Genomic DNA, 23,692 nt, shown 5'->3' on the forward strand with positions numbered 1-23,692 from the left:
TCACTGGCCGACAGGGTCCGAAATCGCGTGAAGGCGACGCGAACCCGTCGCAATCGAGGGTTCAGGGATTCGATAAAATTCTTGGGCTGCAGCGAAGACTACATTACGGATAGACAATCTTAACAGGCGAGAGCGACAATTCCCCGCCGATGACCAGGTCCAATCACGACTGGTGGCCGAACCAGTTGAACATACAGATCCTCGACCAGAACGCTCGCCCGGTCGACCCGATGGGCGAGGAGTTCGATTACGCCGAGGAGTTCGAAAAACTCGACTTCGACGAGGTGAAGGCGGACATCGAGGACGTACTGACGACGTCCCAGGAGTGGTGGCCGGCGGACTACGGCCACTACGGCCCGTTGATGATTCGAATGGCATGGCACAGCGCCGGGACGTACCGCACCACCGACGGCCGTGGTGGCGCTTCCGGGGGCACACAGCGATTCGCGCCGCTCAACAGTTGGCCCGACAACGCGAACCTCGATAAGGCCCGGCGGCTGCTCTGGCCGGTCAAGCAGAAGTACGGCCGCAGTCTCTCGTGGGCCGACCTGATCGTCCTGACCGGGAACGTCGCGCTCGAATCGATGGGCTTCGAGACCTTTGGCTTCGGCGGCGGGCGCGAGGACGAGTTCGAACCCGACGAGGCCGTCGACTGGGGTCCCGAGGACGAGTGGGAGGCCTCCGACCGCTTCGAGGAGGAGGGCGAACTCGAGGGGAACCTCGCCGCTACCGTCATGGGGCTCATCTACGTGAACCCCGAGGGGCCGGACGGCAATCCGGACCCCGATGCGTCGGCGACGAACATCCGCGAGTCGTTCGGCAAGATGGCGATGGAAGACGAGGAGACGGCCGCACTCATCGCGGGCGGACACACGTTCGGGAAGGTCCACGGTGCCGAGAACCCCGACGAGCACGTCGGCCCCGAGCCCGAAGCGGCCCCCATCGATCAGCAGGGCTTCGGTTGGGAGAGCGACCACGGCTCCGGTAAGGGAAGCGACGCGATCACCAGTGGGATCGAGGGTCCGTGGAACGCCACGCCGACGATGTGGGACACGAGCTACCTCGACAACCTCCTCGACCACGAGTGGGAACCCGAACGGGGTCCCGGCGGCGCGTGGCAGTGGACCACGGCGGACGACTCCCTCGATAACACCGCACCAGGCACCGAGGACCCCGACGAGAAGGAGGACGTGATGATGCTGACGACTGATATCGCGCTGAAGCGCGACCCCGAGTACCGCGAGATCATCGAGCGCTTCCAGGAGAACCCCAAGGAGTTTCAGGACGCGTTCGCGAGGGCGTGGTACAAGCTGATCCACCGTGATATGGGCCCACAGTCCCTGCTTTTGGGCCCGGAAGTTCCAGACGAAGAGATGCTGTGGCAGGACCCCCTCCCCGAGGTCGATCACGAACTCGTCGGCGAGGAGGAGATCGCCGAGCTCAAAGACGAAATCCTCGCATCGGATCTCTCCACCTCCGAGCTCGTCAAGACCGCCTGGGCGTCGGCATCGACCTATCGCTACGGCGACAAGCGGGGCGGGGCGAACGGCGCTCGGATCCGGCTTCGACCCCAACGCGAGTGGGACGTAAACGACCCCGAGCAGCTGATGACCGTTCTGGACACCGTAGAGGAGATCCAAGAGGAGTTCAACGGTTCGCGCTCGGACGACGTGCGTGTCTCGCTTGCGGACCTGATCGTGCTTGGCGGCAACGCGGCCATCGAGCAGGCGGCGGCCGAAGCCGGCTACGACATCGAGGTGCCCTTCGAGCCGGGTCGTGTCGACGCCTCCCAGGAACAGACCGACGTCGACTCCTTCGAGGCACTTGAACCGAGAGCCGACGGGTTCCGTAACTACCTCGGGAGCGAGACCGACGACTCGGCCGAGGAGCTGCTGGTCGACAAGGCCGACCTCCTGAACCTCACCGCGCCGGAGACGACGGCGCTGGTCGGCGGGATGCGCGCGCTGAACGCGAACTACGACGACTCAGACCACGGCGTCTTCACGGACCGACCGGGGACGTTGACCAACGACTTCTTCGAGACCGTCCTCTCCATGGACTACGAGTGGGAGGCGGCCGAGGGATCCGAGTCCGAGGACGTCATGGAACGGGAGGAGCCCGGGGACGCCCACGACGTCTACGAGCTACGCGACCGTGAGACGGGCGACGTCGAATGGACGGGTACCCGCGTCGACCTCGTCTTCGGGTCGAACGCCCGGCTCCGAGCCCTTGCGGACGTTTATGCGTCCGCCGACGGCGAGGAGCAGTTCGTCCAGGACTTCGTGGACGCGTGGCACAAGGTGATGACCCTCGACCGCTTCGACCTCAAGTAATCGCGGCCGAGTCTGCGGGATTCTTTTCGGATCGGTGCGATTTCGAGGGACGAACTCTGTATCGAGAAGTGCTAAAACCGTTGCTTCCTACGCCCGTTTGTCACAGGATCGCATAGCAATCCGGTTTGCCAATCGGACTGCTCAGCAGTCCGATGACGTCGAAAAAAACAGTGAGCGCGACGGGAGTCCCGTGAGCGACAGCGAACGGGACGCAGGAGCGTCCGTGAACGAGCGAGGCGGGAGAACGGGCGCGACGGGATTTGAACCCGCGGCATCTTGGTTCGGAACCAAGGACTCTATCCACTGAGCTACGCGCCCTCACTGTGGGATATCCGCGGAAATCGTTTAACCGTTGTGAAGTACGGTCACTCCTCGCCGGCGACCCTCGGCACTGTGGGATCCTCGATCACGGACTCCTTCCAGGTCCCCCGCAGGAACCACGCCCCCGAGAGTACTGCGCCGACGACGTGGCCCATCGTCATCCCGACCCAGATCCCGGTCGGGCCCCATCCGGCACTAAAGGCAAGCAGGTAGACGGCGGGCACGCGCACGCCCCAGAGGTTGAGCCAGGACAGCGCCATCGCGGTCTTGGTGTTGCCGGCGCCGCGGAAGGCTCCGAGAACGACCTGCATCACCCCGATAAAGGCGAACTCCGCGGCGCGGATCCGCAGGTAGTCGGTCGCGAGCGCGATGGTTTCGGCCGCACCGGGGACGTCCTCGCCGAGGAAGACGGCGTTGATCGGGCGGGCGAAGACCACGGCGACTGCTGCGACCCCGAGCATCACGCCACCGCCCGTCCCGGCCGCGAGCCGGACGGCCCGTTCTGCCCGCTCGGGTTTCTGGGCCCCGAGGTTCTGGCCGACGATCGTCTCGGTGGCCTTCGAGAGTCCGAGTGCGGGCAGGAACACGAGCGAGATCAGCCGATTGCCGAGCCCGTAGGCCGCGACGACCGGCGGGGTAAAGGAAGCCACCATTGCGGTCAGGACCACGAGCGCGAGGGCGTTCGCGGACTGCTCCAAGGAGGTCGGCACGCCCAGACGAACGATCTCGCGGACGTTCGCGGGATCGAGGCGCAGGTGCGAGAGCGAGAGGTCGGGGCCGAACGAGGTCCGAAAGAGGACGTAGAAGGCAAGCGCGCTGGCGACGCCCCGCGAGAAGACGGTCGCCAGCGCCGCGCCCTCGATGCCGTAGCCCGAAAACCCGGTCAGCGAGAACAGCAGCCCCTCGAGCGAGGACAGCGAGAGCCACGCGAACAGGGGGTTGCCGTCGAACCCGAAGATCAGGAACGGGTCGATGGCGACGTTCAGGACGACGCTGACGAACATGAGCCGCATCGGCAGGCGGGTGTTTCCCGACCCGCGCATCAGCGCCTCGAAGACGTAAAAGCCGAACAGGAAGGGCAATCCAAGGAAGAACACCCGCATATAGTCGGCCGCGAGCGGGATCACTCGTTGAGTCGTCTGGGGGTCACTGGGAAGCAACGAGAGGGCCGGCGCGGTGTAGAAGTATCCGATCAGCCCCAAGAGGGTGGCGAGCAGGCCGACGAACGCAAGCGTCTGGCCGGCGAACAGCCCGGCGGATTCGTCGCTTTCGGCGCCGGTGTACTGGGCGACGAGGATGCTGCCGGCGGTGGTGAACCCGGCGGCGATCGCAATGAGCAAGAAGACGAGCGGGAAGGCGAGGCTGATCGCGCCGACGGCGTCGGCCGAAAGCTGGCCGAGCCAGAGGGTGTCGGCGAGGTTGTAGGCGACCTGCAACACCTGAAAGACGACGATCGGCCAGGCGAGGCGGGCCATCGGGCGGATCAGCCCGCCGCTGGTGAGGGTGCTCTCGGAGTCGGCCACTACGTTTCGAAACGAAGGGAAACGCGAAGAATGTACTGAAACCGATCAGGGCGTCTCGTCGGTCTCGATGGAGAACTCCCCGCGCGGGTAGGCGACGCAGGTCAGCGTGTAGCCCTCGTCGAGTTCGTTCTCGTCGAGCATCTGCTGGTTGTCGTGTTCGACGTAGTCCTCAGAGGGGCCATCCGTGATGCGACCGCCACACGAGACACACTGGCCCTGCCGGCAGGCGTAGGGGAGGTCCCAGCCCTGGTCCTCGCCCTGATCGAGGATCGGCTCGTTGTTCGCGAGTTCGATCGTCTCGCCCTGCTTGACGAACTCGACCTCGTAGTACTCGATCTCGTCCTCGGGGATGTCGCCCGGTCCCGCGGCTTGTTCCTCGCCGCCCTCTTCGAGTTCGCCCTCGGCGCCCTCGGCGCCGCCGACGGCCGCGGCGGCCCCGCCACCGCCGCCGATCGCTCGGTTCATCGGTTCGGGGAAGTCCGTCTCGGGGACGGTCGCCGCGCGGCGTTCGAGGACCTCCTCGGCGATGTCCTCGGAGGCGGGTCGTTCGGTGCCCCTCGCGTAGTGGAGCGCGACCGCGGTGAGGGTCAGAAGGGCCCCGATCGATACCGAGAATGCGTCTACCATATGCACGGGGCTACGGAAGGGTGGGTTAAGGGTATTTTGATCCGCCCGAGTCACCCGATACGGCGCACGAGGACGGCGCTTGCGAGGAAACACCCGATCTGTCCGGCGTAGGCCACCCGGTAGCTCGCGAACTCCGCGACGAACCCGGTATAGAGGGGCCCGAAACTGCCGACGCCGAAGAAGACCGCCCGGCTCAGCCCGTAAGTCCCCGCCCAGCGAGTCGGGCGCCAGACGGGCCATCAGATACGCGTTCATTACCGGCCAGAAGCTCATCAACCCGACGGCAAAGAGGACGATCCCCGCGCCCACGGCGAGCGGGTGGCCCGCGAGGACGAACAGCGACAGCCCGGTCGCGCCGATCACGGGGGCGGCCCCGCCGATCCGATGGTGGCCGAATCGGTCGCCCAACTCGCCGATGGTCGGGCTGATCGCCAGCCCGATCAGGAAGATCGCCACGAACGCCCCGGTCGCGGGAACCGGCCCGTAGCCCTTCCCGACGCGCAGGTAGGTCGGAAGGAAGCTGACGGCGGCCTGCCAGACGAACATGTACAGGCAGAACAGCGCCAGCACGCGACGGAGCTGCCGGGAGGCGAACAGCCGTCGAACCGTCCCACGGGCGTCGAGGTCGATCGGTGAAATCACGTAGGGCTCCCCGCGCCAGCGGTGGAGCAGCGCACCGATGACCCCGAGTCCGCCGGCGACCGGGAGGAAGGCGACGCGCCAACTGGCGAGCGAAACCGCGATAGCGGCCAGCCCGCCGGCGAGCGCGCTGCCGAGGCTATAGGAGGCGGCGATGACGCCGAGCGCGCGGCCCCGGCGGTCGGCGAAGGACTCGAAGACCAGCGCCATGTTCGTCGGCTCGTAGAGCCCGACGCCACAGCCGACGACCGCGAGACCGGCGAAGAAGACGGGGACGGTCGGGGCGCTCGCGACGACGAGGAAGCCGACGACCAGCACCGCGGTACTCGCGACGAGCACCGTCTTGCGCGAGAGGAGATCCGAGGACCGACCGCCGGGATACATCGCCAGAGCGCCACAGGACCACATCAGCGTCAGCCCCGCGCCCGCAGCCGAGGACGTGATATCGAACTCCTCGATGATCGCGGGCAGCGCGGGCGAGATCACCAACTGGCCGGCCAACAGCGTCGCGACCCCCAGCGAGAGGACCGAGAGCAGCCGACCGCGGCCGGCGTCGATCGGGGAGGAGGGCGAATCGTTCACGGACGATAGGTGTGATATGAAGGTGTTTCGGCGTTTCGTTCCGGGGAACCGCTATGGGAGTACTCCACGAACCCGAGGCATGGAGATCGAGATCCTGCTGTACGAGGGGTTCGACGAACTCGACGCGATCGGGCCCTACGAGACCTTTCAGACGGCGGCCGAGGCCGGCGGCGACCTCGCCGCCTCGCTGGTGACCCACCACCCCACCGAACGGATCACGGCGAGCCACGGCCTGCGGGTCGAACCCGACGGCGAACTCAGCGAGCCGGACCTGCTGGTGGTTCCCGGCGGCGGGTGGAGCGACCGGAACGACCGCGGGACGTGGGGGGAGTACGAGCGAAACGACATCCCGCCGCTGCTCGCCGAGCGATACGATCGGGGGGCGACCGTCGCCTCGGTCTGTACCGGCGCGATGCTTTCGGAGCGAGCCGGACTGCTCGACGGACGACCTGCGATCACACACGCGAGCGCGCTCGACGACCTCCGGGAGACGGCCGCCGAGGTCGTCGAAAACGTCGAAAATGCCGGCGAGAAACGCATCACCTCCGGTCGCACGAACGAGGCAGTGCCCCGCGTTGTGGACAGCGAGGAACACGGTCCCTCTGGCCCCACGAGCGAGACAGTGCCTCGCGTCGTGGACGACGGCGACCTCCTGACGGCGGGCGGGGTCACCTCGGGGATCGACCTGGCGCTGTGGCTCCTCGAACGAGAACTGAGCGGTGGCCTCGCCGAGGAGGTGGCGACGACCCTGGAGTACGAGCGCGGCGCGGTCTATCGGTCCTGATCGCGCCGGGCGACCTCGTGGCGGCCGAAGCCGTAGCGAAGCCGGTTGGCGAGTCGCCGGGAGAACCGCCCCTCCTCTGGCGCGCGCGAGCCAAAGCGCTCCGAAAGCGCCTGATAGATCAACGGCAGGGCGATCTCCTGTTCGAGGGCCTCCTGGACGGTCCAGGTACCGGTCGAACCGCCGGCGACGTAGTCCTCGACGTCCCCCAGGTCGACCCCCTCCTCACGGAAGGCCTCCTCACAGAGTTCGAGCAGCCACGAGCGGATGACGGCGCCGTTGTTCCAGGTCCGGGCGACGCTCTCCAGATCGAGGTCGTAGCGTCCCTCCGCGAGGAGTTCGAAGCCCTCGCCGTAGGTCTGCATCAGGGCGTACTCGACGCCGTTGTGCACCATCTTCACGTAGTGGCCCGCCCCCGCAGGCCCCATCCGGTCGTGGCCCGCCGGGCCGGTCGCGATGGCGTCGAAGGCAGGAGCGAACTCGTCGTAGGCCCACTGGGGGCCGCCGACCATGAGCGAGAAGCCCGCCTCGGCGCTGGCGGGCCCCCCACTGGTCCCACAGTCGAGGTAGGCGGCGTCGGTCGCGTCGCTTCGCTCAACAGAGCGCTCGAAATGCGAGTTCCCGCCGTCGACGACGATATCGTCCGCTCCGAGGTGAGGGTCGAGTTCGTCGAGCGTGGCGTCGACGGCCTCGCCGGCAGGGACCATCAGCCAGATCCGTTTTTCCTCCCCGAGTCGCTCGGCCAGATCCGCGATCGAGTCGGCGGGGGTCGCACCCGCCTCGCGTGCGCGCTCGACGGCCGCCTCGTCCAGATCGTAGGCGACCACGTCGTGGCCCCCTTCGAGGAATCGGTCCGCGACGATCAGTCCCATCCGTCCGAGTCCGACGACGCCCAGTTGCATGGTGGGTCCTGTCCGTGGCGCGGGCATACGGGTTGCGGTTCCCCGCGCAGCGTGGCCGAACTCTAGAGGGAATTGGGTCCCATTTCAGGGAGTTTTCGGAGACAGTCCGCAAATGCCTCAAGTGAGTACGGCGCCACGGTCCACTCGCATGGTATCATTAGAGCGACGTGAGCTGCTGAAAACGGCGGGAAGCGTGGTGGTCGTCGGAACGGTCGCGGGGTGTATGGGGCAGGAATCCGGGGGCGGTAGCGGCGATAGTGAGGGACAACAGAACGAAACCGGCGGGTCGGGCAACGACAGCATGGAGAACGAATCCGAGGGCGAACAGGGGAGCCAGATGGCGATGGTTCGGGTCGCCCACCTCTCGCCGGACGCTCCGAACGTCGACGTCTACGTCGACGGCGAGGTCGTCCTCGAGGACGTCGCCTACCGCGACGTGAGCGACTACCTCGAACTCCAGCCGGGCACCTACGGGGTGCAGATCACGGCCGCCGGCGATCAGGAGACGGTGGTCTTCGATGAGGACGTGGAGGTACAGACCGGCGCGTTCACGCTCGCAGCGGTCGGCGAGATCGAAGGCGAGAGCCAGCCCTTCGACGTGCTCGTCGTCGAGGACGACCTCTCGGATCCGGGCGAGAACGCCCGCGTAACCGCCCTGCACGCCTCGCCGGACGCCCCGGAAGTCGACCTCGTCGAGGCCGAATCCGGCGATCCGCTCGCGGCGGGACTGGCCTTCGGCGACACCGCGACCTTCGAGGTGCCGGAAGGGTCCTACACCCTCGAAGTCAGGCCCGCGGGCGGGGAGGAGGCCGTCGCCGAGTTCGACGTCGAGGTCGCCGCGGGGACCGTCTACAGCGCCTTCGCCGTTGGGTACGTCGAACCGGCGAACGCGCCCGTCGACGCGCCCTTCGAACTCGAAGTGGTCGAGAACACCCAGTAACGCGGTACGCCCGGTCCTCGCCGTTTCACTCGCTGGAACGGCACGCGGGGTTTTTGCCCGACGGGCGGCTAGGACGGACGTGTCGATCGAGAACGACCTGTGGTACCTCATCGGCAGCGTTCGTGGGGGCGAAAACCGGATCCGGATCATCCGGCTGCTCGAGGAGCGACCCCACAACGCCAACCAACTCGCGGGACGACTCGGCCTGAGTTACAACACCGTCCGGTACCACCTCGACCGGTTGTGCGAGCACGGCATCGTCGAGGCCGGCGGCCAGCGCTACGGGGAGCTGTACCACCTGACCGAGCGCTTCGAGCGCCACCGGGAGGCCTTCGAGGCGGTCACCGAGCGGGCCGGCTGATCGCCGGTCGGTCGCGAAGCTTTATCAGGTCCGGGGCGTTCACTCCGGGTATGAGCGTCGCTGGGCCGGTAGTACGTCGGTAGTTCCCGCTTCGACAACGCAATTCACTTACGCTCACTGGAGAGACTCAGGACATGGACGATAGTTACGACCCCGGCGCGATCGAGCCACGGTGGCGCGAACGCTGGGCCGACGAGGACGTGTATCGCTACGACGGAGACGAAAAGCGCCCCGAGTACGTCATCGACACGCCGCCGCCGTACCCGACGGGCAACCTCCACATCGGCAACGCACTGGGCTGGTGTTACATGGACTTCGCCGCCCGCTTTCAGCGCCTCCAGGGTAAGGACGTGCTGTACCCGCAGGGCTGGGACTGTCATGGCCTCCCCACGGAAGTGAAAGTCGAGGAGAACCAGGGGATTCACCGGACGGATGTCTCCCGCGAGGAGTTCCGCGAACTCTGTGTCGAGCACACGGAATCCCAGATCGACGCGATGAAGGAGACGATGGGGTTGCTCGGCTTTTCCCAGGACTGGGACCACGAGTTCCGCACGATGGATCCCTCCTACTGGGGCAAGACCCAGCGCTCCTTTGTCGAGATGCATTCGAGCGAGTACGTCTATCGGGACGAACACCCGGTCAACTGGTGTCCGCGCTGTGAGACCGCGATCGCGGACGCCGAGGTCGAAAACGAGGACCGCGAGGGCACCCTCTTTTCGATCCGATTTGCGGGCGTCGAGAACGCCCCGATCGAGATTGCGAGCACGCGGCCCGAGCTGCTCGGAGCCTGCGTCGCGATCGCGGTTTCGCCCGACGACGAGCGATACGAGGACCGCGTCGGCGAGTCCTTCGAAGTGCCGCTCTTCGGCCAGGAGGTCGAGCTCATTTCGGATGAAGAGGTCGACTCGGAGTTCGGTACCGGCGCGGTGATGATCTGTACGTTCGGCGATAAACAGGACGTCGACTGGTGGGCCGAGTACGACCTGCCGCTCAGGACCGTGCTGACCGAAGACGGTCGGCTGAACGAGCGTGCCGGCGAGTTCGAGGGGCTGGAGATCGACGAGGCGAAAACGGAGATCGCTGCGGCGCTCGACGAAGCCGGCAACCTGCAGGGCGAAGAGCCCGTCGAGCAGTCGGTCGGCTGTTGCTGGCGGTGTGATACGCCCATCGAGATCCTCTCGAAGGAACAGTGGTTCATCCGGGTCGACGGGGAGGAGATCCTCGAGAACGCCCGAGAGATCGAGTGGATCCCCGAGCACATGTACGCCCGACTGGAGGAGTGGACCGAGGGCATGGAGTGGGACTGGGTGATCAGCCGCCAGCGCGTCTTCGCCACCCCGATTCCCGCCTGGTTCTGTGAGGAGTGTGAGTACGTTCACGTGGCCGACACCGAAGCGCTGCCGGTCAAACCCACCAGCGACGGTCCCGATATCGCGTGTCCGGAGTGTGGCTCGGAGGACTGGCGCGGCGAAACCGACGTGATGGACACGTGGATGGATTCGTCGATCTCGGCGCTGCACGTCGCGGGCTGGCCCGACGAGGAGTTCTCGCCGGTCCAACTGCGCGAGCAGGGCCACGACATCATCCGCACCTGGGCGTTTTACACCATCCTGCGGACCGCTGCCCTCGAAGAGCAGATCCCGTGGGAGCAGGCCCTCATCAACGGCATGGTCTTCGGCGAGGACGGCAACAAGATGTCCAAATCGCGGGGCAACTTCGTCCAGCCTGAGGAAGTGGTCGAGGAACACGGTGCCGACGCCTTTCGCCAGGCGATCGCACTCGGCGGGCAGCCGGGCAGCGACATCCAGTTCCAGTCGAAAGAGGTCACCTCCGCCTCCCGGTTCCTCACGAAGCTCTGGAACATCAGTCGCTTTTCGGACAACCACCTTGACGAGGACACCCCCGATGTCGACGCGCCCGCCTACCGTGACGCCGACCGGTGGATCCTCACCGAACTCGATTCGGTCGCAGAGGAGGTCGAGCGCGACATGGAAGCCTACCGATTCGACGCCGCACTCAGGAAGATCAGGGAGTTCGTCTGGCACGATCTGGCCGACGACTACCTCGAACTGATCAAGGGACGGCTCTACGAGGGACGACCGGGAGAGCGCGACGCCGCCCGCCACGCGCTCTATACGGCGCTGTCGGGCTCGCTCAGGATGCTGTCGCCCTTCTCGCCGTTTTTCACCGAAGAGGTCTACCGGGACCTACCCGGTACCGAGGGGAGCGTCCACACCGCAGAGTGGCCCGACGTCGAGGCCGATTGGGACCACGAGGAAGCGACGGCCGACGGCGAGTTGATCGCCGACGCTGCGAGCACGATCCGCGGGTGGAAGTCCGACTCCGGAATGGCGCTCAACGCCGAGCTCGACCGGGTCGAGCTCTACGCAGCGGACGACATCGAAGGACTCGACACCTACGACCTGAGCGGGGCGGTCAACGCACCGGTCTACATCGAATCGGGCCGGCCCGACGTCGAGCTGGTCCCCGTCGAGATCGAGCCGGATCAGAGCGTCATCGGTCCCGAGTTCCGCGACCGGGCCGGGGCGGTGCTCGGGGCGCTTTCGGAGGCCGACCCCGCCGAAATCAAGGCCCAAAAGCAGACCGGCGAGATCGAACTCGATATCGGTGAGGAGACCGTCGCGCTCTCGCCCGAAGCCGTCTCGGTTCACGAAGAACGGCGCGCCGAAAGCGGCGAGGAGGTCGCGGTGCTCGAAACCGAGCGCGCGACCGTGCTCGTCTTCCCCTGAGCGGCGAAAACGCTCCCGGCCAAGACCGTACCGATCGCCGCGCTTTTCTCCCCGCTGTGCGCTCTCCCGGCATGGACGAACGAACCCACGAACACGCCGAGGTACTGGTTGACTGGAGCGCACGGGTCGAACGGGGCGATGACGTCGTCCTCTCGGTCGCGGAGGGGGCCCACGACCTCGCGGTAGCGGTCGCGGAGAAGCTGGGCGAGCGCGGTGCGAACCCGCTCGTGACCTACGATTCGGACGAGGTGAGCCGGGCGTATCTCCGGGCGCACGACGGCGAGTTCGGGACCGGAGAACACGAACTGGCGATGATGGAGTCGGCGGACGTCTACCTCCGACTGGGTGGTGGGCGTAACACGAGCGCGCTTGCGGACGTCCCCGGCGAGGTCCGCCAGGGGTACGCCACGGCGACGGCGGCGCTCCGCGAGACCCGAATGGACACCGACTGGGTTTCGACCGTACACCCCACGCGAAGCCTCGCCCAGCAGGCCGGCATGGCCTACGAGGAGTATCGGGACTTCGTCTACGACGCGATCTGTCGGGACTGGGAAGCACTGGCCGAGGAGATGGCCGAGATGAAGGAGCTCCTCGATGCGGGAAGCGAGGTACGTATCGAGAAGGGGGGCACCGATCTCACGATGTCTATCGAGGGCCGAACGGCGGTGAACAGCGCCGCCTCGGTCGCCTACGACTCGCACAACCTGCCCTCCGGTGAGGTCTTTACCGCGCCCCACGCCACGGAGGGCGAGGTCTTCTTCGACGTGCCGATGACGATCAACGGAAAGCGCCTGCAGGACGTCTCGCTGGTCTTCGAGGGCGGCGAGGTCGTCGATTTCTCGGCGGGAACCAACGAGGACGAACTCGAAACGATCCTCGACACCGACGCGGGCGCGCGGCGGCTCGGGGAACTGGGCATCGGGATGAACCGCGGGATCGACCGCTTTACCGACAACGTCCTCTTCGACGAGAAGATGGGCGACACCGTTCATCTGGCGGTGGGCCGGGCCTACGACGCCTGCCTACCCGAGGGCGAGTCGGGCAACGACTCGGCGGTCCACGTCGACCTGATCACCGACATGAGCGAGGGCGTCATGGAGATCGACGGCGAAGTCGTCCAGCGAAACGGCGTTTTCCGCTGGGAGGACGGGTTCGAGGTGTAGGTAACCCTCTGTCGTGCAGGTTTGTGTGTCAGTGTAGGTCCAACGGTTCCATAGCCCGTGCGAACCGCCGACGGCGAGCGCGTCGACGACGGCGCCTGGATCCGCCGTATTCGAGGGCGTGGTAGTCGCCGGTGAGGGTTATCCGAGCGCCTCCGCGACCGGGGCGACTCGGACGTGGCGGGCGACATCCTCGGGTAGCGAGACGCGGCCGTCGTCGGTGCTGACGGTCACCATCCCGAAGGGGGCGACCTCCTCCACCGAGAGGGAGACCCCGGGGTTGACGCCGTGTTCCGAGAGGTATTCGAGGACATCGGGGTCGCGGTCGCTGACCTCCCGGACCTCGACGGTCGCGCCGACCTCACACTCGGACAGCACGTCGCCGGCGGGTTCGGCGGGCGGTTCGAGGTCCTCGTTGGGGATCGGCGCGCCGTGGGGGTCGACCGTCGGGTCCTCCAAAACAGCGGCGACACGCTCCTCGAAGGCCTCGCTGATGTGGTGTTCGAGCCGGTCGGCCTCGTCGTGGACCTCGCTCCACGCGAAATCGAGGTGCTCGCTCAGGTAGGCCTCGAGCAGTCGGTGATGCCGGATCACCTCAATGGCGACGCGCTCGCCTTCGGGAGTGAGGACGACCCCCTTGTACTTCTCGCGGTCGAGCAGTCCCCGCGATTCGAGCTTCGAGAGCATGCTCGTGACCGTCGGCGGTGTCACTCCGAGGTGGTCGGCGAGCGCCGAGGTGCGCACGCGCTCGTCGGCGCCCTCCCGCTGGAGCTGGTAGATGGCCTTGAGGTAGTCCTCCATGACGGCGCTGAGCGTCATCGCTCGCATTAGACGCGCCGAAAGCCTAAGTCTACCGCCATCGAATCCGGCGGTTGCGTCGCTATCGGTTCGACGTGTGGTTGAGGGGAGTAAGCCCCCTTCTGTTCGGCCCGGCATTCGGCTGAGCGCCCGCACCCGTGTCCGGGCTACCATGGCGACGCTCTCGCGTCGCGTGGCGCGGGCTTGCACCGGCGAGGGTGGCCGTTCCATCCGTTCTCCCCCGTCGGCGCTCGGTCGGTGACTCCCCGCCCTCTCGGGTCGGGTTCGCGGACCTCATCGCTCGGGGGGAGCGGTATCGTTTCTGTTCCAGTGCCAGCGCTCTCGCACTCCGGGTTTGCACCCGGTCGCCCGCCCGGACGGTGGGGGGACTTTCCTCGTTTGCGTGCCCGCAGGGCACGATACGGTGGCCGGGCTCCCTCTACCGAACGGGCCTAGTCGCGATCGGGTCATAAGTCGTTCGCTCGGCGCGTCAGACGTCCCGTCTCAAACAGAAGGCTTGAAGGCAAATACACCCATCATACGGGATATGTCCGAGGCCCAGACCGTACGCCTCAGCTACGAAGACGGCATTCGGGCCGTCGAACTGGCGCGCGAATCGATCGAGTCCTACGTTCGTCACGGTCAGCGCGAGCAGCCGGGCAGCATGCGCGAGGCGTTCTATCAGCGAACCGGGGCGCTGGTGCGCATCGAATCGACTCGCGGACGGGGCAGCCTGCGGGGGTGTGCCGGCTCGTATCAGTCGAGCGACCAGTTGGGTCACGCCATCGTCGACGCCGCCATCGCTGCCGCCAGTGGCGATTCGTGTGGCTCGGAACTCACCGCCGCCGAACTCGACAGCGTCGCGGTCTCGACGTGTATCGTCCGTGACGTCCTCCTGACCGACGATCCGCTTGCGGACCTCGAACTCGGCGTCCACGGGATCGCGATCGATGCCGGGGACCGGGGCGGGTGGCTCTACCCGACGATCCCCGTCGAGAACGACTGGAGCGCCCGCGAGTACCTCGATCGTACCTGCCGGAAGGCCGGCCTCCCGCCGACGGCCTGGCAGGACGACGACGTGATGGTCGTGCTCTTCGGCGGCGAGGTCTTCCGCGAGCGCGAGCCGAACGGCTCGGTCGAGCACCGCTCGAACCTATAACACGGCCGCCGCGTCCGCACGCAACCGTTCTTCCGCCACGTCGATACCGAACTCCCGGACGATCTCCCCATCCTCGATCAGCGGCTCCAATAGCGCCTCCCCGTCGGCGTCCTCGCGATCGGCGAGCGCGACGTGATGGCCGCCCTCGGACGTCCGGTAGACCTCCTTGACGCCGGGGAGCTTTCCGCGCTTTGCGATCGCCTCGCCCTCGATCTCGACGATATCGAGCGCGAAGTCGACCGGGTCGGCGCTCGTGATCGCGCCGCCGACGCCAAAGCCCGCCGCCACGTCCCGCAGTTCGCGTAAGTCCGCGGGGCCGAGCCCGCCCGAGGCGAAGATGCCCACGTCCTCGTAGCCCCGCGAGTCGAGGTGCCAGCGCAGTTCCTTGAGGATGTGTTCGAAGTCGCCGCGTCGGGAGCCGGTGGTGTCGATGCGCACGCTGTCCAGATCGTCGCCGAGCGCCTCGATCGCGCCGAGTACCTCCTCGATCTCGTCCGAAAAGGTATCACATAGCGCGATCCGGGGCACGTCCTCTGGGACGGCCTCGTCGAACGCGCGGAAGGCCGCCTGCTGGTTGCCTCGGCCGTAACACAGCAACAGGGCGTGGGGCATGGTCCCGCCGGCCTCCCGTCCCAGGACTTCGCCGGCAGCCACGTGCGAGAAGCCATCCAGCCCGGCGATCAGCGCCGCCCGCTCGACGGTGGGTGCGAGCATCGGGTGGAGGTGCCGAGCGCCAAAGGAGAGCACCTGCGAGTCGGGGGCCGCCCGGCGCACGTCGAGGGCGGCCGAGAGGAAGGCGCTGGCCTGCGAGAGAAAGCCCAGAATCGAGGTCTCGAAGCGCGCGAACTCCAGGTACGGCCCCTCGATACGCATGACGGGGCCGCCGTCGAACAGCCGCCCCTCGCGGATGGCGTGGACCGTCAGCTCGCGACCGGCGAGCAGGTTCGCGACGTCTTTGATCCCCCCGAAGGCCTCGAACTCGCCGGTGGGGAACTGATCCGCGGTCACCTCGGCGACGACGCGAGGGTTCTTCCCGGCGTGTTCGAGGGTCGTCTCGGTCCGCAGGAAGTAGGCGTCGGTCGCGGTGCCCTCGCGGATCGCCGCCGGCGAGAGCGTCTCGAATCGGTCGTCCATGCCCCGGATTCGTGGGGCGACCTCGAAAAAACACGTGGTTAGCCTCGTCGGACGAAAAGCGCCCCCGCGGCGAACACGACCAGAAGCGCCACCAGCGGGGCGGTGATCCCGAAGCCGGGCAGGGCCTCAGCGTCCACACCCGACCCCTCCTCGGCACTCGCGTCGGCCCCGGGCGCGCCCTCGTCGGAGCCGGGTCGGGCCTCGGCCGAGATCCCACCGAGCGAATCGACGTCGGGCGCGTGAGTGATCGTGACGGTATCGCCATCGACGGCCACGTGATACGCCCCGTCGTAGCCGCCCTCCTCGATGACGTAGGTGTCGCTCTCGACGCGCTCTGCGCCCCAGTAGGCGAGCAGGTCGTCGAAACCGCCCGCGAAGGTCTCGACGTCTTCGGGCGACTCGTACGTCAGTTTCAAGACGTAGCCCAACTCGTCGCCGTTCTCGTAGGCGACGAGTCGGTCGCCCGCCCAGCCCGCGGCGTACCGGCTCCCGTAGTCGAACATCCCGTACGGGGGCGGTTCGTCGCCCTCGTAGGTGAACCACTCGTCGGCGGGGATCACCGGATCCTGTCCGTTGCTGTCGTACAGCGGATTGACGAACATGGTCGTGATCGCGCCCGCCCCCAACCGGTCGTAGTCGGGCCCGCCCTCGGGGTCGAGGCGCTCCCACTCCTCGGCGGACGAGTCCTCGATACTCACCTCGCGGGGGTCGTCGTTCGGGTAGCGCTCGGGGGAGATCACCTGCTCGGTGCTTCGTGGTGGGTCGTCGTAGGCGGCGTCGACGGCGTTCCAGCCGCCCGCCCCGTGGATCGTCTCGACGAAGGCTGGGCCGGCGTCGTAGGGCAGGTACTCGAGGATCAGGACGCCGATGTTCGCGGGGCGGTTCTGGCCCTCGGCGGGCTCCCCACCGGTATCGCCGGGGATCATACACTCCCACTCGACGCCACAGCGCCGTTCGTACAGCGTCTCGGTGTAGACGGCGTCTCCCTCGATCAACCCGAGTTCGCCGCCCGAGCCGTCCTGCGTACGGGCGTCGTAGTTCGCGAGCCCCCAGCGGTCGTCCTGGTAGGCGTGGACGAGTTCGTGTGCGAGGGTGAGTTCGTTCAGTCGGGGTTCCTCATTGTTCGAGACGACGACGATCTCGCCGGTTGCGGGCTCGTAGAACCCCGCGATGGAGGTGTTTGCGTTCTCGGTCCGGACGGCGGTCGCGTTCTCCTCGTCGCCGACCAGAAACAGCGCCTGGAGGCGCGCGTTCTCGAACGTCGCCTGCTCTCCGGTCACGGTCCCGCCCAGCCCGGCGTACTGGCGCTGGAACTCCTCGCGGGTGACGACGGTCACCGGGGGCCGGTCCTCGAACTCGATCCCTCGAACCGCCTCGATGCGGACCATCGCCCGCGAGACGACCGCCTCGAGTTCGGTCTCGGAGAGGCCGTCCGAGGCGTCGACCGCGAGCTCGTCGTCGGGATTGTACTGTCGCCAGTCGCCCCCCGGTTCCGACCCCGTTTGTGCCTCGGCGGGCACGCTGAGGCCGAACGCGCCCGGAGCGGCGCCGGAGAGGACGAGCAACACGACGAGCGAGAGCACCGCGGGACGACGCATGATTCACCCACGGCTCGCCCGACCAAAAGTCACCCGACGCGGATGTTCTTGTAGCCGGACACCCAACGGCGGGTATGCGATTCGACCCTGATCGGACGGCGCTGGTCGTCGTCGACATGCAAAAGGGCTTCTGTCACGAGGAGGGGAGCCTGTACGCACCCGCGAGCGAAGCCGCGATCAGCTCGGTGAAAGAGGCCATCGAAACCGCACGCGAGGCGGGCGTGCAGGTGGTCTACACCCGGGACGTCCACCCACCGGAACAGTTCGAGGACGCCCACTACTACGACGAGTTCGAGCGCTGGGGCGAACACGTCCTCGAGGGCTCGCGGGAGGCCGAAATCGTCGGGGAACTGGCTCCCGAAGAGGGCGATCACGTCGTCGAGAAACACACCTACGACGCCTTCTACAACACCGAACTGGAGGGATGGCTCCGCGCACGCGGCATCGAGGACCTACTGATCTGTGGTACGCTGGCGAACGTCTGTGTGTTCCACACGGCGGGCAGCGCCGGCCTGCGCGATTTCCGGCCCGTCGTGATCGAGGACGCCTTGGGCTACATCGAGGAGGACCACTTGGAGTACGCCCTCGAACACTCGGCGTGGCTATTCGGGGAGACGATCGGGCGCGACGGGATCGAGTTCGATCCATGAGCGACGGGGATCCCGAGTACGATACGGATTTCCGCGAGAACCCCGAGGACTACGAGATCGGCCGCGGCGAGGAGGGCGTCTTCAAGGTCCAACCGTATAAGAGCGAACTGCTCCCGCTGTGGACGTTCAAGACGCCCGAGGAGGCCGAAGAGTCGGCGGAAGCGATCCTCGGGAAGTACGAGGAGTATCGTGAGAACGACGACTTCCCGGGGATGGACATGGCCCGCAAGTACCTCCGGATGGGCTACACCCGGTCGATGCGCTACGCGCGATATCCCGGCGGGACGAAGTACAAAGACGGCGAGGAGCGAGAACCGGAGGAGTGGGCCGACCCCGAGAAACGCGAGGCGGCGCTTCGTTTCGAGCAGCGTTTAGAGCGCGTTCGCGATGACGAGGCCTATCGGCGGGCGAAGGAGGCCCACCGGAAACGATGAGCAATCGATCGCCGGCGACGAGCGCCCGAGTCATCGAGTTCGAGCGCGGGGCCTACGACGCGATCGTCGAACACGCCCGCGAGGGGGCTCCCGAGGAGGTCTGTGGCGTTCTGGGCGGCGTCGCTGGCGAGACGTGCTCGCGGGTGCGGACGGTCCGTCGGGCGGAAAACGCCGCAGAGAGGCCGAAGACGCGCTACGCGATCGCCCCCGCCGAGGCGATCGAACTGATCGAGGGCGTTGAGGCCGAGGGCGACCTCGTGGGGTTCTATCACTCGCATCCGGCGGGCCCGCCCGAACCGAGCGAGACCGACGCGGCGCGGGCGGCGTGGCCGGGAGCGAGCTACGTGATCGTGGCGCTTGGCGGCGAGCCGTGCGTCGGCGCGTGGCGCTGGACGGACGGGGACGGGTTCGAGGCGGAGACGGTCGGCATGCTCCCGGCGGAGCGATAGCCTCACGGGGCTCGATCCCTGAGGGCACCCATGGTCGAGGAACTCACTCCCGAGGAGGTAAAGGAGAAGGTCGAAGAGGGAGAGGTACGGGTCGTCGACATCCGCTCGCCGGCCGAGTTCGAGCGGGGACACATCCCCGGCGCGATCAACGTCCCGATGACCCGGCTCCCGAGCGAGATCGACCAACACGACTGGGACGGCGAGGTCGTCGTCGCCTGCCCGATCGGCAAGAGTTCGATCCAGGCCGCCAAACTCATCGGGAGCTACGAGGGCGTCGAGAACGCGAACCGGATCGCGAGCATGGAGGGTGGCTACGACGCCTGGGAGTACGACCTCGAGAGCGGCGAGGCCTGAGAACGCTCACTCGCCCCGGAACAGCCGGTAGGCACCCTGTCCGGTGGCGACCGGCCGCGATTCCGCGTCGGGCCCGCTCTCGAGGCGGATCTCGCTGACGCCGACGCTCCCGCCCGAGCGGATGACCTCCGCGGTCGCGGTCAGATCGTCCGTGGCCCGTTCGAGGTAGTTGACGTTCAGGTTGATCGTAGCCACGCCACCCTCGAACGGGTCGTCGAGGGTGGTCCGCAGGGCGAGCCCGCCCGCGGTGTCGATCAGGGTCGCGGCGACCCCGCCGTTGATCTCGGGACGCCCCTCGCTCCCGCCGGGATGGACGTTGGTGAGTTTCTCGTCGTAGGGGATCGACATGACGAGACGGCCCTCCTCGAGCGCGTCGACGCGGGTGCCGAGCCAGGAGAGGTACTCGTGGTGGTCGTCGATGTACGCCTGGAGGAACGAGCCGTCGTCGATGGGGAACTGCGTCATACTCCCACCACAGGAGCCGGCGGCTTGAACTCACCGACCCGGTCGGATCGAGACCTCGATCCGCTCGCCGACCGCGAAGTCGTGGCCCGGGCAGACGAGTTTCGCGCCCAGCGTCTCCCGACCGGCGAACAGCGAGAGCCCCGTAATCGGGTTGCCGTTCGCACGCACCTCGATGGGATCCCACGCGAGGTCGCGTCCCGTGGCGGTTCCGATCCGCTCGCCGAGCAGCGAGAGCGGTCCTGACGCCCCCGCGAGCGCCCCCGCACCCGCGTAGTGGGGCAGGCCGCCGTCTATCGCCGTTTCGCCCGAATCGTCGGCGATGCCTGCAAAGTGCTGACCGGGTGCGGGGTGGGCCGGCGCGTCGAGGACGACGAAGGTCTCGCCGACCGCGTTCACGCGCCCCGTTCCGTCCCAGACGACCGGTTCGACACGCGCGTCGATCTCGATCGGGAGCGATCCCGACGCCCGATACGGGTTCGCGTCGGGCGCGCGAAAGCCCACGTGGAGGTGGTCGTCGACCCACGGCGCGAAAAAGCCCGCCCGAAGCGTACTCCCGAGCGGATCGCCGACTTCGACGTGATCGCCCGCCTCGACGGCGGGGTCGACGTGGAGGATCCGGGCGATTCGATCCCCGCAGTCGATCACGAGCAGGTGGTCGTGCTCGGGCGCGTAGGGTTTCGGCGGCGCACGTACCGTCCGGGTGTCGAGGACCTCGCCGGAAACGGGGCTCGGCGCGCCCTCGGCAGGGTAGAGGTCGATCGCGCGACCCCGGTCGTGGGCGGTGTACGGCGAGTTGTAGAGGCTGAATCGGGGGTAGCGCGCGAGGAGCGCCTCCGAGAGGGTCACGGCCATGACCGGGGGTTCGGGCGCGGGGGTTTAGCCCCGTCGGCTCCAACCCGTCCCATGCGCGTGCTCCGAGGGCGGGCGGCGTCGATCGAGGCCGACCGGCGGGTGATACGGGAACTGCTGGAGGCGGCCGGCGAGGAGCGCGACCCCGGGGTTCGGGTCTGGACGCCACACCGCCAGCTCGCGTTCGGCCGACGGGACACGAACGAGGCCGGGTACGAAAAAGCGCGCCGTGTTGCCGAAGGACGGGGGTTCCCGGCGCTCTCCCGGAACGTCGGTGGGCGGGCGGTCGCCTACACCGGGCGGACGCTCGCGTTCGCCCACGCGATCCCGATCGACGATCCCCGAACGGGACTGGGCGAGCGATACGACGGGGCGACAGCGCGGGTGAAGCGAGCGCTCGCGGACTGCGCGGTCGCGGTCGAGCGTGGGGAGCCCCCCAACAGTTTCTGTCCCGGCGCTCACTCGCTGTCGAGCGACGGAAAGGTCGTCGGGATCGCCCAGCGGATCACCTCGCGGGCGGCGCTCGTCTCGGGGATCGTCGTCGTCACGGATCGCGAGGAGATCGCGGGCGTTCTATCCCCCGTTTACGACGCCCTCTCGATCCCCTTCGACCCCGTTTCAGTAGGAAGCGTCGCGCAGGCGGGCGGGCCGGACGACCCCGAGCGGGTCGCGCGGGCCATCGAGGGAGAACTGGTCGGCGACGACCGAATCGAGGTCGAGCGGATCGACGGGTGAGACGGCCCACACGGGAACGGGCGGCCCCCGGACGGACCCGCGGCACTTACGACCCGTCGACTCACTCTACCGCGTATGCTCATCACGAACGCCACGCTGGCCGACGGCCGGACCGTCGACGTCCGGATCGAGGGCGAGCGGATCGGCGCCGTAAAACCGCAACTCCCGGGCGAACCCGACGTGGACGCGACCGGTAAACTCCTCATGCCCGGCGCGATCGACGCCCACGTCCACTTTCGCGAACCCGGCTTTCCACACAAGGAGACGTGGGAGACGGGGTCGCAAAGCGCCGCCGCGGGCGGGGTCACGACGGTCGTGGACCAGCCCAACACCGACCCGCCGACGGTCGACGGGGCGAGCTTCGACGCGAAGGCCGAACTGGCCCGCGAGTCGTACGTCGACTACGGGATCAACGGCGGCGTCACCGAGGGGTGGGATCCCGACGAACTGTTCTCCCGGCCCGTCTTCGCGCTCGGGGAGGTCTTTCTGGCGGACTCGACCGGCGAGATGGGGATCGGGACGGAGCTGTTCGAGCGGGCGGTCGAGCGCGCTGCCCACGAGGACACGGTCGTGACCGTCCACGCCGAGGACGCGACCCGCTTCGACCGGAGGGCGCTCGAAGCCGCGGGCGACGGAATCGGCCGCGAGGGCGACGCCGACGCCTGGAGCGCCTTCCGGAGCGCCGCGGCCGAGACCGCGGCCGTCGAACTGGCCTGCGAGGTCGGCGCCCGGAGCGACGCCGCGATCCACATCGCCCACACCTCCACGCCCGAGGGGATCGACGCCGCCGTGAGGGCGGGCGCGACCTGCGAAGTCTGTCCCCACCACCTGTTTCTCTCCCGGGACGACCTTGAGGAACTGGGCACCCTCGGCCGAATGAACCCGCCGCTCAGAAGCGAGGAACGGCGGGAAGCGGTATTCGAGCGGGTCCGTGACGGCACTGTCGATATCGTCGCGACGGACCACGCGCCCCACACCCGCGAGGAGAAGGAGGCCGGGATACGGGAAGCGCCGAGCGGGGTGCCCGGCGTCGAGACGATGGTCCCCCTCCTGTTGGCGGCGGCCGAACGCGGCGAGTTCGCCCGCGAGCGCGTGCGCGATCTGGTCGCAACGAACCCCGCGCGGGTCTTCTGTCTGCCCCGGAAGGGGAAAATCGAGGAGGGGATGGATGCGGATTTGGCGCTGTACGATCCCGACCGGATCGAGGCGATCCACGGGGAGTCCCTGCACTCGAAGGCGGACTGGACCCCCTTCGAAGGACACGAGGGGGTCTTCCCGGAACTGACGCTGGTCCGCGGAACGGTCGTCTACGATCACGGTAAAGAGGGTGAAAACGGGGAGTTCGGCCGACCGGCCGGTCGGAACGTCCGGCGGTAGCCGGCCTATTCGAGGTCCTCCCCGCAGTGGGGACAGACGTCGTGGTCGTGGCCGGTCTCCTCGGTACGAAAGCGCTCGCTGGAGCGCCGGACGTCCCGCATCACCTCCGAGATGCGGTCCTCGACGTCGAGTTCCTCGGTGGCAGCCAGATCCGTTCCCTCGACCTCCAGCAGGAATTTGGCGATCTCGGTGACCTCGTACATCAACTCGTCGAGCTCCTCGGCGGTGAAAAAGCCGCTCATCGCGCCGTAGAGGAAGGTCGCGCCGGATTTGGTGACCTTCTCCTCGAAGGCGGCCCGCGCCTGGTTGACCGCCTGCGGGGAGTAGGTGTCGGTCATGAAGGGGACCAGTTCGGGCAGGTTCTCGCCGATCTTGGTCATCTCGACGCCCGTCTCGGTTCGAAAGTCCGCACACAATCGAGCGATGGCCCACTCGCGGGCGGTGACGTAGGTGCGATCGCGCAGGAAGCCGTTGACCCGGTCGTAGGCCGCCCCGTCCATCTTCGTAAAGCGGGCATAGCGGCGGACGTCGTCGGGAACATCCCGACGATCCGACGACCCGGACGGATCGTCGACGTCATCGGGGGCGGCCCGATCGGCGCCCGAGTCGTCTGCCTCGGCGACGTCGGCGGGTCGGATCCGAGCTGCCGGGGACCCCTCCGGTCGGTCGCCGGTTTCGGGGGAGTCCTCGGCCTGGCGTGGCTCGTCGACGGGGTCGGAGGGCGGTCGGTCGGACATGGGGTGGCTTTCGGAGCCGGGGGAAAAAGCGTAT

The 23,692-nt window shown here is 67.5% G+C and carries 22 protein-coding genes, 1 tRNA gene, 1 other RNA gene and 1 pseudogene; 13 read left to right on the top strand and 12 right to left on the bottom strand.

What is annotated here, in order from left to right; all coding sequences use genetic code 11:
• The first annotated feature begins 149 nt into the window (after nucleotides 1-149).
• Nucleotides 150-2,333 (top strand): catalase/peroxidase HPI, encoded by a 2,184-nt coding sequence (gene katG / locus HACJB3_RS14270; RefSeq protein ID WP_008416412.1) that lies wholly within the window; start codon nucleotides 150-152, stop codon nucleotides 2,331-2,333.
• A gap of 245 nt (nucleotides 2,334-2,578) precedes the next feature.
• Here the strand turns inward: katG and HACJB3_RS14275 are convergent.
• The 4 genes and pseudogenes from HACJB3_RS14275 to HACJB3_RS20705 form a co-directional block, all read right to left on the bottom strand.
• A tRNA-Arg gene (locus HACJB3_RS14275) sits at nucleotides 2,579-2,651 on the bottom strand.
• 47 nt (nucleotides 2,652-2,698) lie between these two features.
• Nucleotides 2,699-4,177, bottom strand: coding sequence for an MATE family efflux transporter (locus HACJB3_RS14280; RefSeq protein ID WP_008416413.1), 1,479 nt, complete (start codon nucleotides 4,175-4,177; stop codon nucleotides 2,699-2,701).
• A gap of 45 nt (nucleotides 4,178-4,222) precedes the next feature.
• Complete coding sequence (locus HACJB3_RS20700; protein WP_238532871.1) at nucleotides 4,223-4,804, bottom strand: 2Fe-2S iron-sulfur cluster-binding protein; 582 nt, start codon at nucleotides 4,802-4,804, stop codon at nucleotides 4,223-4,225.
• Nucleotides 4,805-5,080: 276 nt separating this feature from the next.
• A pseudogene (locus tag HACJB3_RS20705) lies at nucleotides 5,081-6,025 on the bottom strand (MFS transporter); the annotation flags it as partial.
• A 79-nt stretch (nucleotides 6,026-6,104) separates the two neighbouring features.
• On the opposite strand from HACJB3_RS20705, the gene HACJB3_RS14290 reads away from it, so the two are divergent.
• Nucleotides 6,105-6,809, top strand: a complete 705-nt coding sequence (locus tag HACJB3_RS14290) for a DJ-1/PfpI family protein (RefSeq protein ID WP_008416416.1) — start codon at nucleotides 6,105-6,107, stop codon at nucleotides 6,807-6,809.
• Here the strand turns inward: HACJB3_RS14290 and HACJB3_RS14295 are convergent.
• Nucleotides 6,797-7,708: a decarboxylating 6-phosphogluconate dehydrogenase gene (locus HACJB3_RS14295; RefSeq protein ID WP_008416418.1), complete on the bottom strand. Its 912-nt coding sequence runs from the start codon at nucleotides 7,706-7,708 to the stop codon at nucleotides 6,797-6,799. The two genes, HACJB3_RS14290 and HACJB3_RS14295, sit on opposite strands and share 13 nt — an antisense overlap.
• A gap of 223 nt (nucleotides 7,709-7,931) precedes the next feature.
• Between HACJB3_RS14295 and HACJB3_RS14300 the strand changes: the two genes are divergently transcribed.
• From HACJB3_RS14300 to HACJB3_RS14315, 4 genes are all read left to right on the top strand, one after another.
• Nucleotides 7,932-8,648, top strand: coding sequence for a DUF4397 domain-containing protein (locus HACJB3_RS14300; protein WP_238532773.1), 717 nt, complete (start codon nucleotides 7,932-7,934; stop codon nucleotides 8,646-8,648).
• A gap of 85 nt (nucleotides 8,649-8,733) precedes the next feature.
• Nucleotides 8,734-9,009: an ArsR/SmtB family transcription factor gene (locus HACJB3_RS14305; RefSeq protein WP_049934598.1), complete on the top strand. Its 276-nt coding sequence runs from the start codon at nucleotides 8,734-8,736 to the stop codon at nucleotides 9,007-9,009.
• A gap of 134 nt (nucleotides 9,010-9,143) precedes the next feature.
• A complete protein-coding gene (locus HACJB3_RS14310; protein ID WP_008416424.1) occupies nucleotides 9,144-11,759 on the top strand; it encodes a valine--tRNA ligase in 2,616 nt (871 codons plus the stop codon).
• Between the two features lie 71 nt (nucleotides 11,760-11,830).
• On the top strand, nucleotides 11,831-12,922 hold the full coding sequence (locus tag HACJB3_RS14315) for an aminopeptidase (protein ID WP_008416427.1): 1,092 nt from the start codon (nucleotides 11,831-11,833) through the stop codon (nucleotides 12,920-12,922).
• Between the two features lie 138 nt (nucleotides 12,923-13,060).
• Here HACJB3_RS14315 and HACJB3_RS14320 read toward each other — a convergent pair whose 3' ends face one another.
• Nucleotides 13,061-13,738 (bottom strand): metal-dependent transcriptional regulator, encoded by a 678-nt coding sequence (locus HACJB3_RS14320; protein ID WP_049934600.1) that lies wholly within the window; start codon nucleotides 13,736-13,738, stop codon nucleotides 13,061-13,063.
• Between the two features lie 78 nt (nucleotides 13,739-13,816).
• Nucleotides 13,817-14,161, bottom strand: an RNA gene (gene rnpB, locus HACJB3_RS14745) — RNase P RNA component.
• Between the two features lie 103 nt (nucleotides 14,162-14,264).
• Here rnpB and HACJB3_RS14325 point away from each other — a divergent pair.
• A complete protein-coding gene (locus HACJB3_RS14325; protein WP_008416430.1) occupies nucleotides 14,265-14,876 on the top strand; it encodes a TIGR00296 family protein in 612 nt (203 codons plus the stop codon).
• On the opposite strand, the gene HACJB3_RS14330 is transcribed toward HACJB3_RS14325, so the two are convergent.
• Both HACJB3_RS14330 and HACJB3_RS14335 read right to left on the bottom strand, forming a co-directional pair.
• Nucleotides 14,871-16,010, bottom strand: a complete 1,140-nt coding sequence (locus tag HACJB3_RS14330) for a nicotinate phosphoribosyltransferase (protein WP_008416431.1) — start codon at nucleotides 16,008-16,010, stop codon at nucleotides 14,871-14,873. The two genes, HACJB3_RS14325 and HACJB3_RS14330, sit on opposite strands and share 6 nt — an antisense overlap.
• A 38-nt stretch (nucleotides 16,011-16,048) precedes the next feature.
• Nucleotides 16,049-17,608 carry an Hvo_1808 family surface protein gene (locus tag HACJB3_RS14335; RefSeq protein WP_008416432.1) on the bottom strand — a complete coding sequence of 520 codons (1,560 nt, stop codon included), beginning with the start codon at nucleotides 17,606-17,608 and terminating at the stop codon, nucleotides 16,049-16,051.
• Nucleotides 17,609-17,682: 74 nt separating this feature from the next.
• Between HACJB3_RS14335 and HACJB3_RS14340 the strand changes: the two genes are divergently transcribed.
• Genes HACJB3_RS14340 through HACJB3_RS14355 form a run of 4 tightly spaced genes read left to right on the top strand, consistent with a single transcriptional unit; the run spans nucleotide 17,683 to nucleotide 19,495 of the window.
• Nucleotides 17,683-18,258: a cysteine hydrolase family protein gene (locus tag HACJB3_RS14340; protein ID WP_008416433.1), complete on the top strand. Its 576-nt coding sequence runs from the start codon at nucleotides 17,683-17,685 to the stop codon at nucleotides 18,256-18,258.
• The gene (locus HACJB3_RS14345) at nucleotides 18,255-18,692 is read left to right on the top strand and encodes a DUF4385 domain-containing protein (protein ID WP_008416434.1); all 438 of its coding nucleotides are present in this window, start codon (nucleotides 18,255-18,257) and stop codon (nucleotides 18,690-18,692) included. The genes HACJB3_RS14340 and HACJB3_RS14345 overlap by 4 nt, the downstream gene beginning before the upstream one ends.
• Nucleotides 18,689-19,141: a desampylase gene (locus HACJB3_RS14350; RefSeq protein ID WP_008416435.1), complete on the top strand. Its 453-nt coding sequence runs from the start codon at nucleotides 18,689-18,691 to the stop codon at nucleotides 19,139-19,141. The genes HACJB3_RS14345 and HACJB3_RS14350 overlap by 4 nt, the downstream gene beginning before the upstream one ends.
• Nucleotides 19,142-19,171: 30 nt before the next feature.
• The gene (locus HACJB3_RS14355; RefSeq protein ID WP_008416436.1) at nucleotides 19,172-19,495 is read left to right on the top strand and encodes a rhodanese-like domain-containing protein; all 324 of its coding nucleotides are present in this window, start codon (nucleotides 19,172-19,174) and stop codon (nucleotides 19,493-19,495) included.
• Between the two features lie 6 nt (nucleotides 19,496-19,501).
• Here HACJB3_RS14355 and HACJB3_RS14360 read toward each other — a convergent pair whose 3' ends face one another.
• Complete coding sequence (locus HACJB3_RS14360) at nucleotides 19,502-19,960, bottom strand: PaaI family thioesterase (protein WP_008416437.1); 459 nt, start codon at nucleotides 19,958-19,960, stop codon at nucleotides 19,502-19,504.
• 30 nt (nucleotides 19,961-19,990) lie between these two features.
• Nucleotides 19,991-20,812 (bottom strand): hypothetical protein, encoded by an 822-nt coding sequence (locus HACJB3_RS14365; protein WP_008416438.1) that lies wholly within the window; start codon nucleotides 20,810-20,812, stop codon nucleotides 19,991-19,993.
• Between the two features lie 51 nt (nucleotides 20,813-20,863).
• On the opposite strand from HACJB3_RS14365, the gene HACJB3_RS14370 reads away from it, so the two are divergent.
• On the top strand, nucleotides 20,864-21,544 hold the full coding sequence (locus tag HACJB3_RS14370; RefSeq protein ID WP_008416440.1) for a lipoyl protein ligase domain-containing protein: 681 nt from the start codon (nucleotides 20,864-20,866) through the stop codon (nucleotides 21,542-21,544).
• Between the two features lie 75 nt (nucleotides 21,545-21,619).
• Nucleotides 21,620-22,921, top strand: coding sequence for a dihydroorotase (locus HACJB3_RS14375; protein WP_008416442.1), 1,302 nt, complete (start codon nucleotides 21,620-21,622; stop codon nucleotides 22,919-22,921).
• Between the two features lie 5 nt (nucleotides 22,922-22,926).
• Here the strand turns inward: HACJB3_RS14375 and HACJB3_RS14380 are convergent, their stop codons facing one another.
• On the bottom strand, nucleotides 22,927-23,658 hold the full coding sequence (locus tag HACJB3_RS14380) for a DUF5806 family protein (protein WP_008416443.1): 732 nt from the start codon (nucleotides 23,656-23,658) through the stop codon (nucleotides 22,927-22,929).
• Between the last annotated feature and the right edge of the window lie 34 nt (nucleotides 23,659-23,692).

It is taken from the genome of Halalkalicoccus jeotgali B3, assembly GCF_000196895.1.
Lineage (GTDB): Archaea > Halobacteriota > Halobacteria > Halobacteriales > Halalkalicoccaceae > Halalkalicoccus > Halalkalicoccus jeotgali.

Bases quoted from the DNA above. Each gene is read 5' to 3' on its own strand.
- katG (WP_008416412.1), top strand. From the start codon at position 150: ATGACCAGGTCCAATCACGACTGGTGGCCGAACCAGTTGAACATACAG.
- HACJB3_RS20700 (WP_238532871.1), bottom strand. From the start codon at position 4,804: ATGGTAGACGCATTCTCGGTATCGATCGGGGCCCTTCTGACCCTCACC.
- HACJB3_RS14290 (WP_008416416.1), top strand. From the start codon at position 6,105: ATGGAGATCGAGATCCTGCTGTACGAGGGGTTCGACGAACTCGACGCG.
- HACJB3_RS14295 (WP_008416418.1), bottom strand. From the start codon at position 7,708: ATGCAACTGGGCGTCGTCGGACTCGGACGGATGGGACTGATCGTCGCG.
- HACJB3_RS14300 (WP_238532773.1), top strand. From the start codon at position 7,932: ATGGGGCAGGAATCCGGGGGCGGTAGCGGCGATAGTGAGGGACAACAG.
- HACJB3_RS14310 (WP_008416424.1), top strand. From the start codon at position 9,144: ATGGACGATAGTTACGACCCCGGCGCGATCGAGCCACGGTGGCGCGAA.
- HACJB3_RS14315 (WP_008416427.1), top strand. From the start codon at position 11,831: ATGGACGAACGAACCCACGAACACGCCGAGGTACTGGTTGACTGGAGC.
- HACJB3_RS14320 (WP_049934600.1), bottom strand. From the start codon at position 13,738: ATGACGCTCAGCGCCGTCATGGAGGACTACCTCAAGGCCATCTACCAG.
- HACJB3_RS14325 (WP_008416430.1), top strand. From the start codon at position 14,265: ATGTCCGAGGCCCAGACCGTACGCCTCAGCTACGAAGACGGCATTCGG.
- HACJB3_RS14330 (WP_008416431.1), bottom strand. From the start codon at position 16,010: ATGGACGACCGATTCGAGACGCTCTCGCCGGCGGCGATCCGCGAGGGC.
- HACJB3_RS14335 (WP_008416432.1), bottom strand. From the start codon at position 17,608: ATGCGTCGTCCCGCGGTGCTCTCGCTCGTCGTGTTGCTCGTCCTCTCC.
- HACJB3_RS14340 (WP_008416433.1), top strand. From the start codon at position 17,683: ATGCGATTCGACCCTGATCGGACGGCGCTGGTCGTCGTCGACATGCAA.
- HACJB3_RS14345 (WP_008416434.1), top strand. From the start codon at position 18,255: ATGAGCGACGGGGATCCCGAGTACGATACGGATTTCCGCGAGAACCCC.
- HACJB3_RS14350 (WP_008416435.1), top strand. From the start codon at position 18,689: ATGAGCAATCGATCGCCGGCGACGAGCGCCCGAGTCATCGAGTTCGAG.
- HACJB3_RS14355 (WP_008416436.1), top strand. From the start codon at position 19,172: ATGGTCGAGGAACTCACTCCCGAGGAGGTAAAGGAGAAGGTCGAAGAG.
- HACJB3_RS14360 (WP_008416437.1), bottom strand. From the start codon at position 19,960: ATGACGCAGTTCCCCATCGACGACGGCTCGTTCCTCCAGGCGTACATC.
- HACJB3_RS14365 (WP_008416438.1), bottom strand. From the start codon at position 20,812: ATGGCCGTGACCCTCTCGGAGGCGCTCCTCGCGCGCTACCCCCGATTC.
- HACJB3_RS14370 (WP_008416440.1), top strand. From the start codon at position 20,864: ATGCGCGTGCTCCGAGGGCGGGCGGCGTCGATCGAGGCCGACCGGCGG.
- HACJB3_RS14375 (WP_008416442.1), top strand. From the start codon at position 21,620: ATGCTCATCACGAACGCCACGCTGGCCGACGGCCGGACCGTCGACGTC.
- HACJB3_RS14380 (WP_008416443.1), bottom strand. From the start codon at position 23,658: ATGTCCGACCGACCGCCCTCCGACCCCGTCGACGAGCCACGCCAGGCC.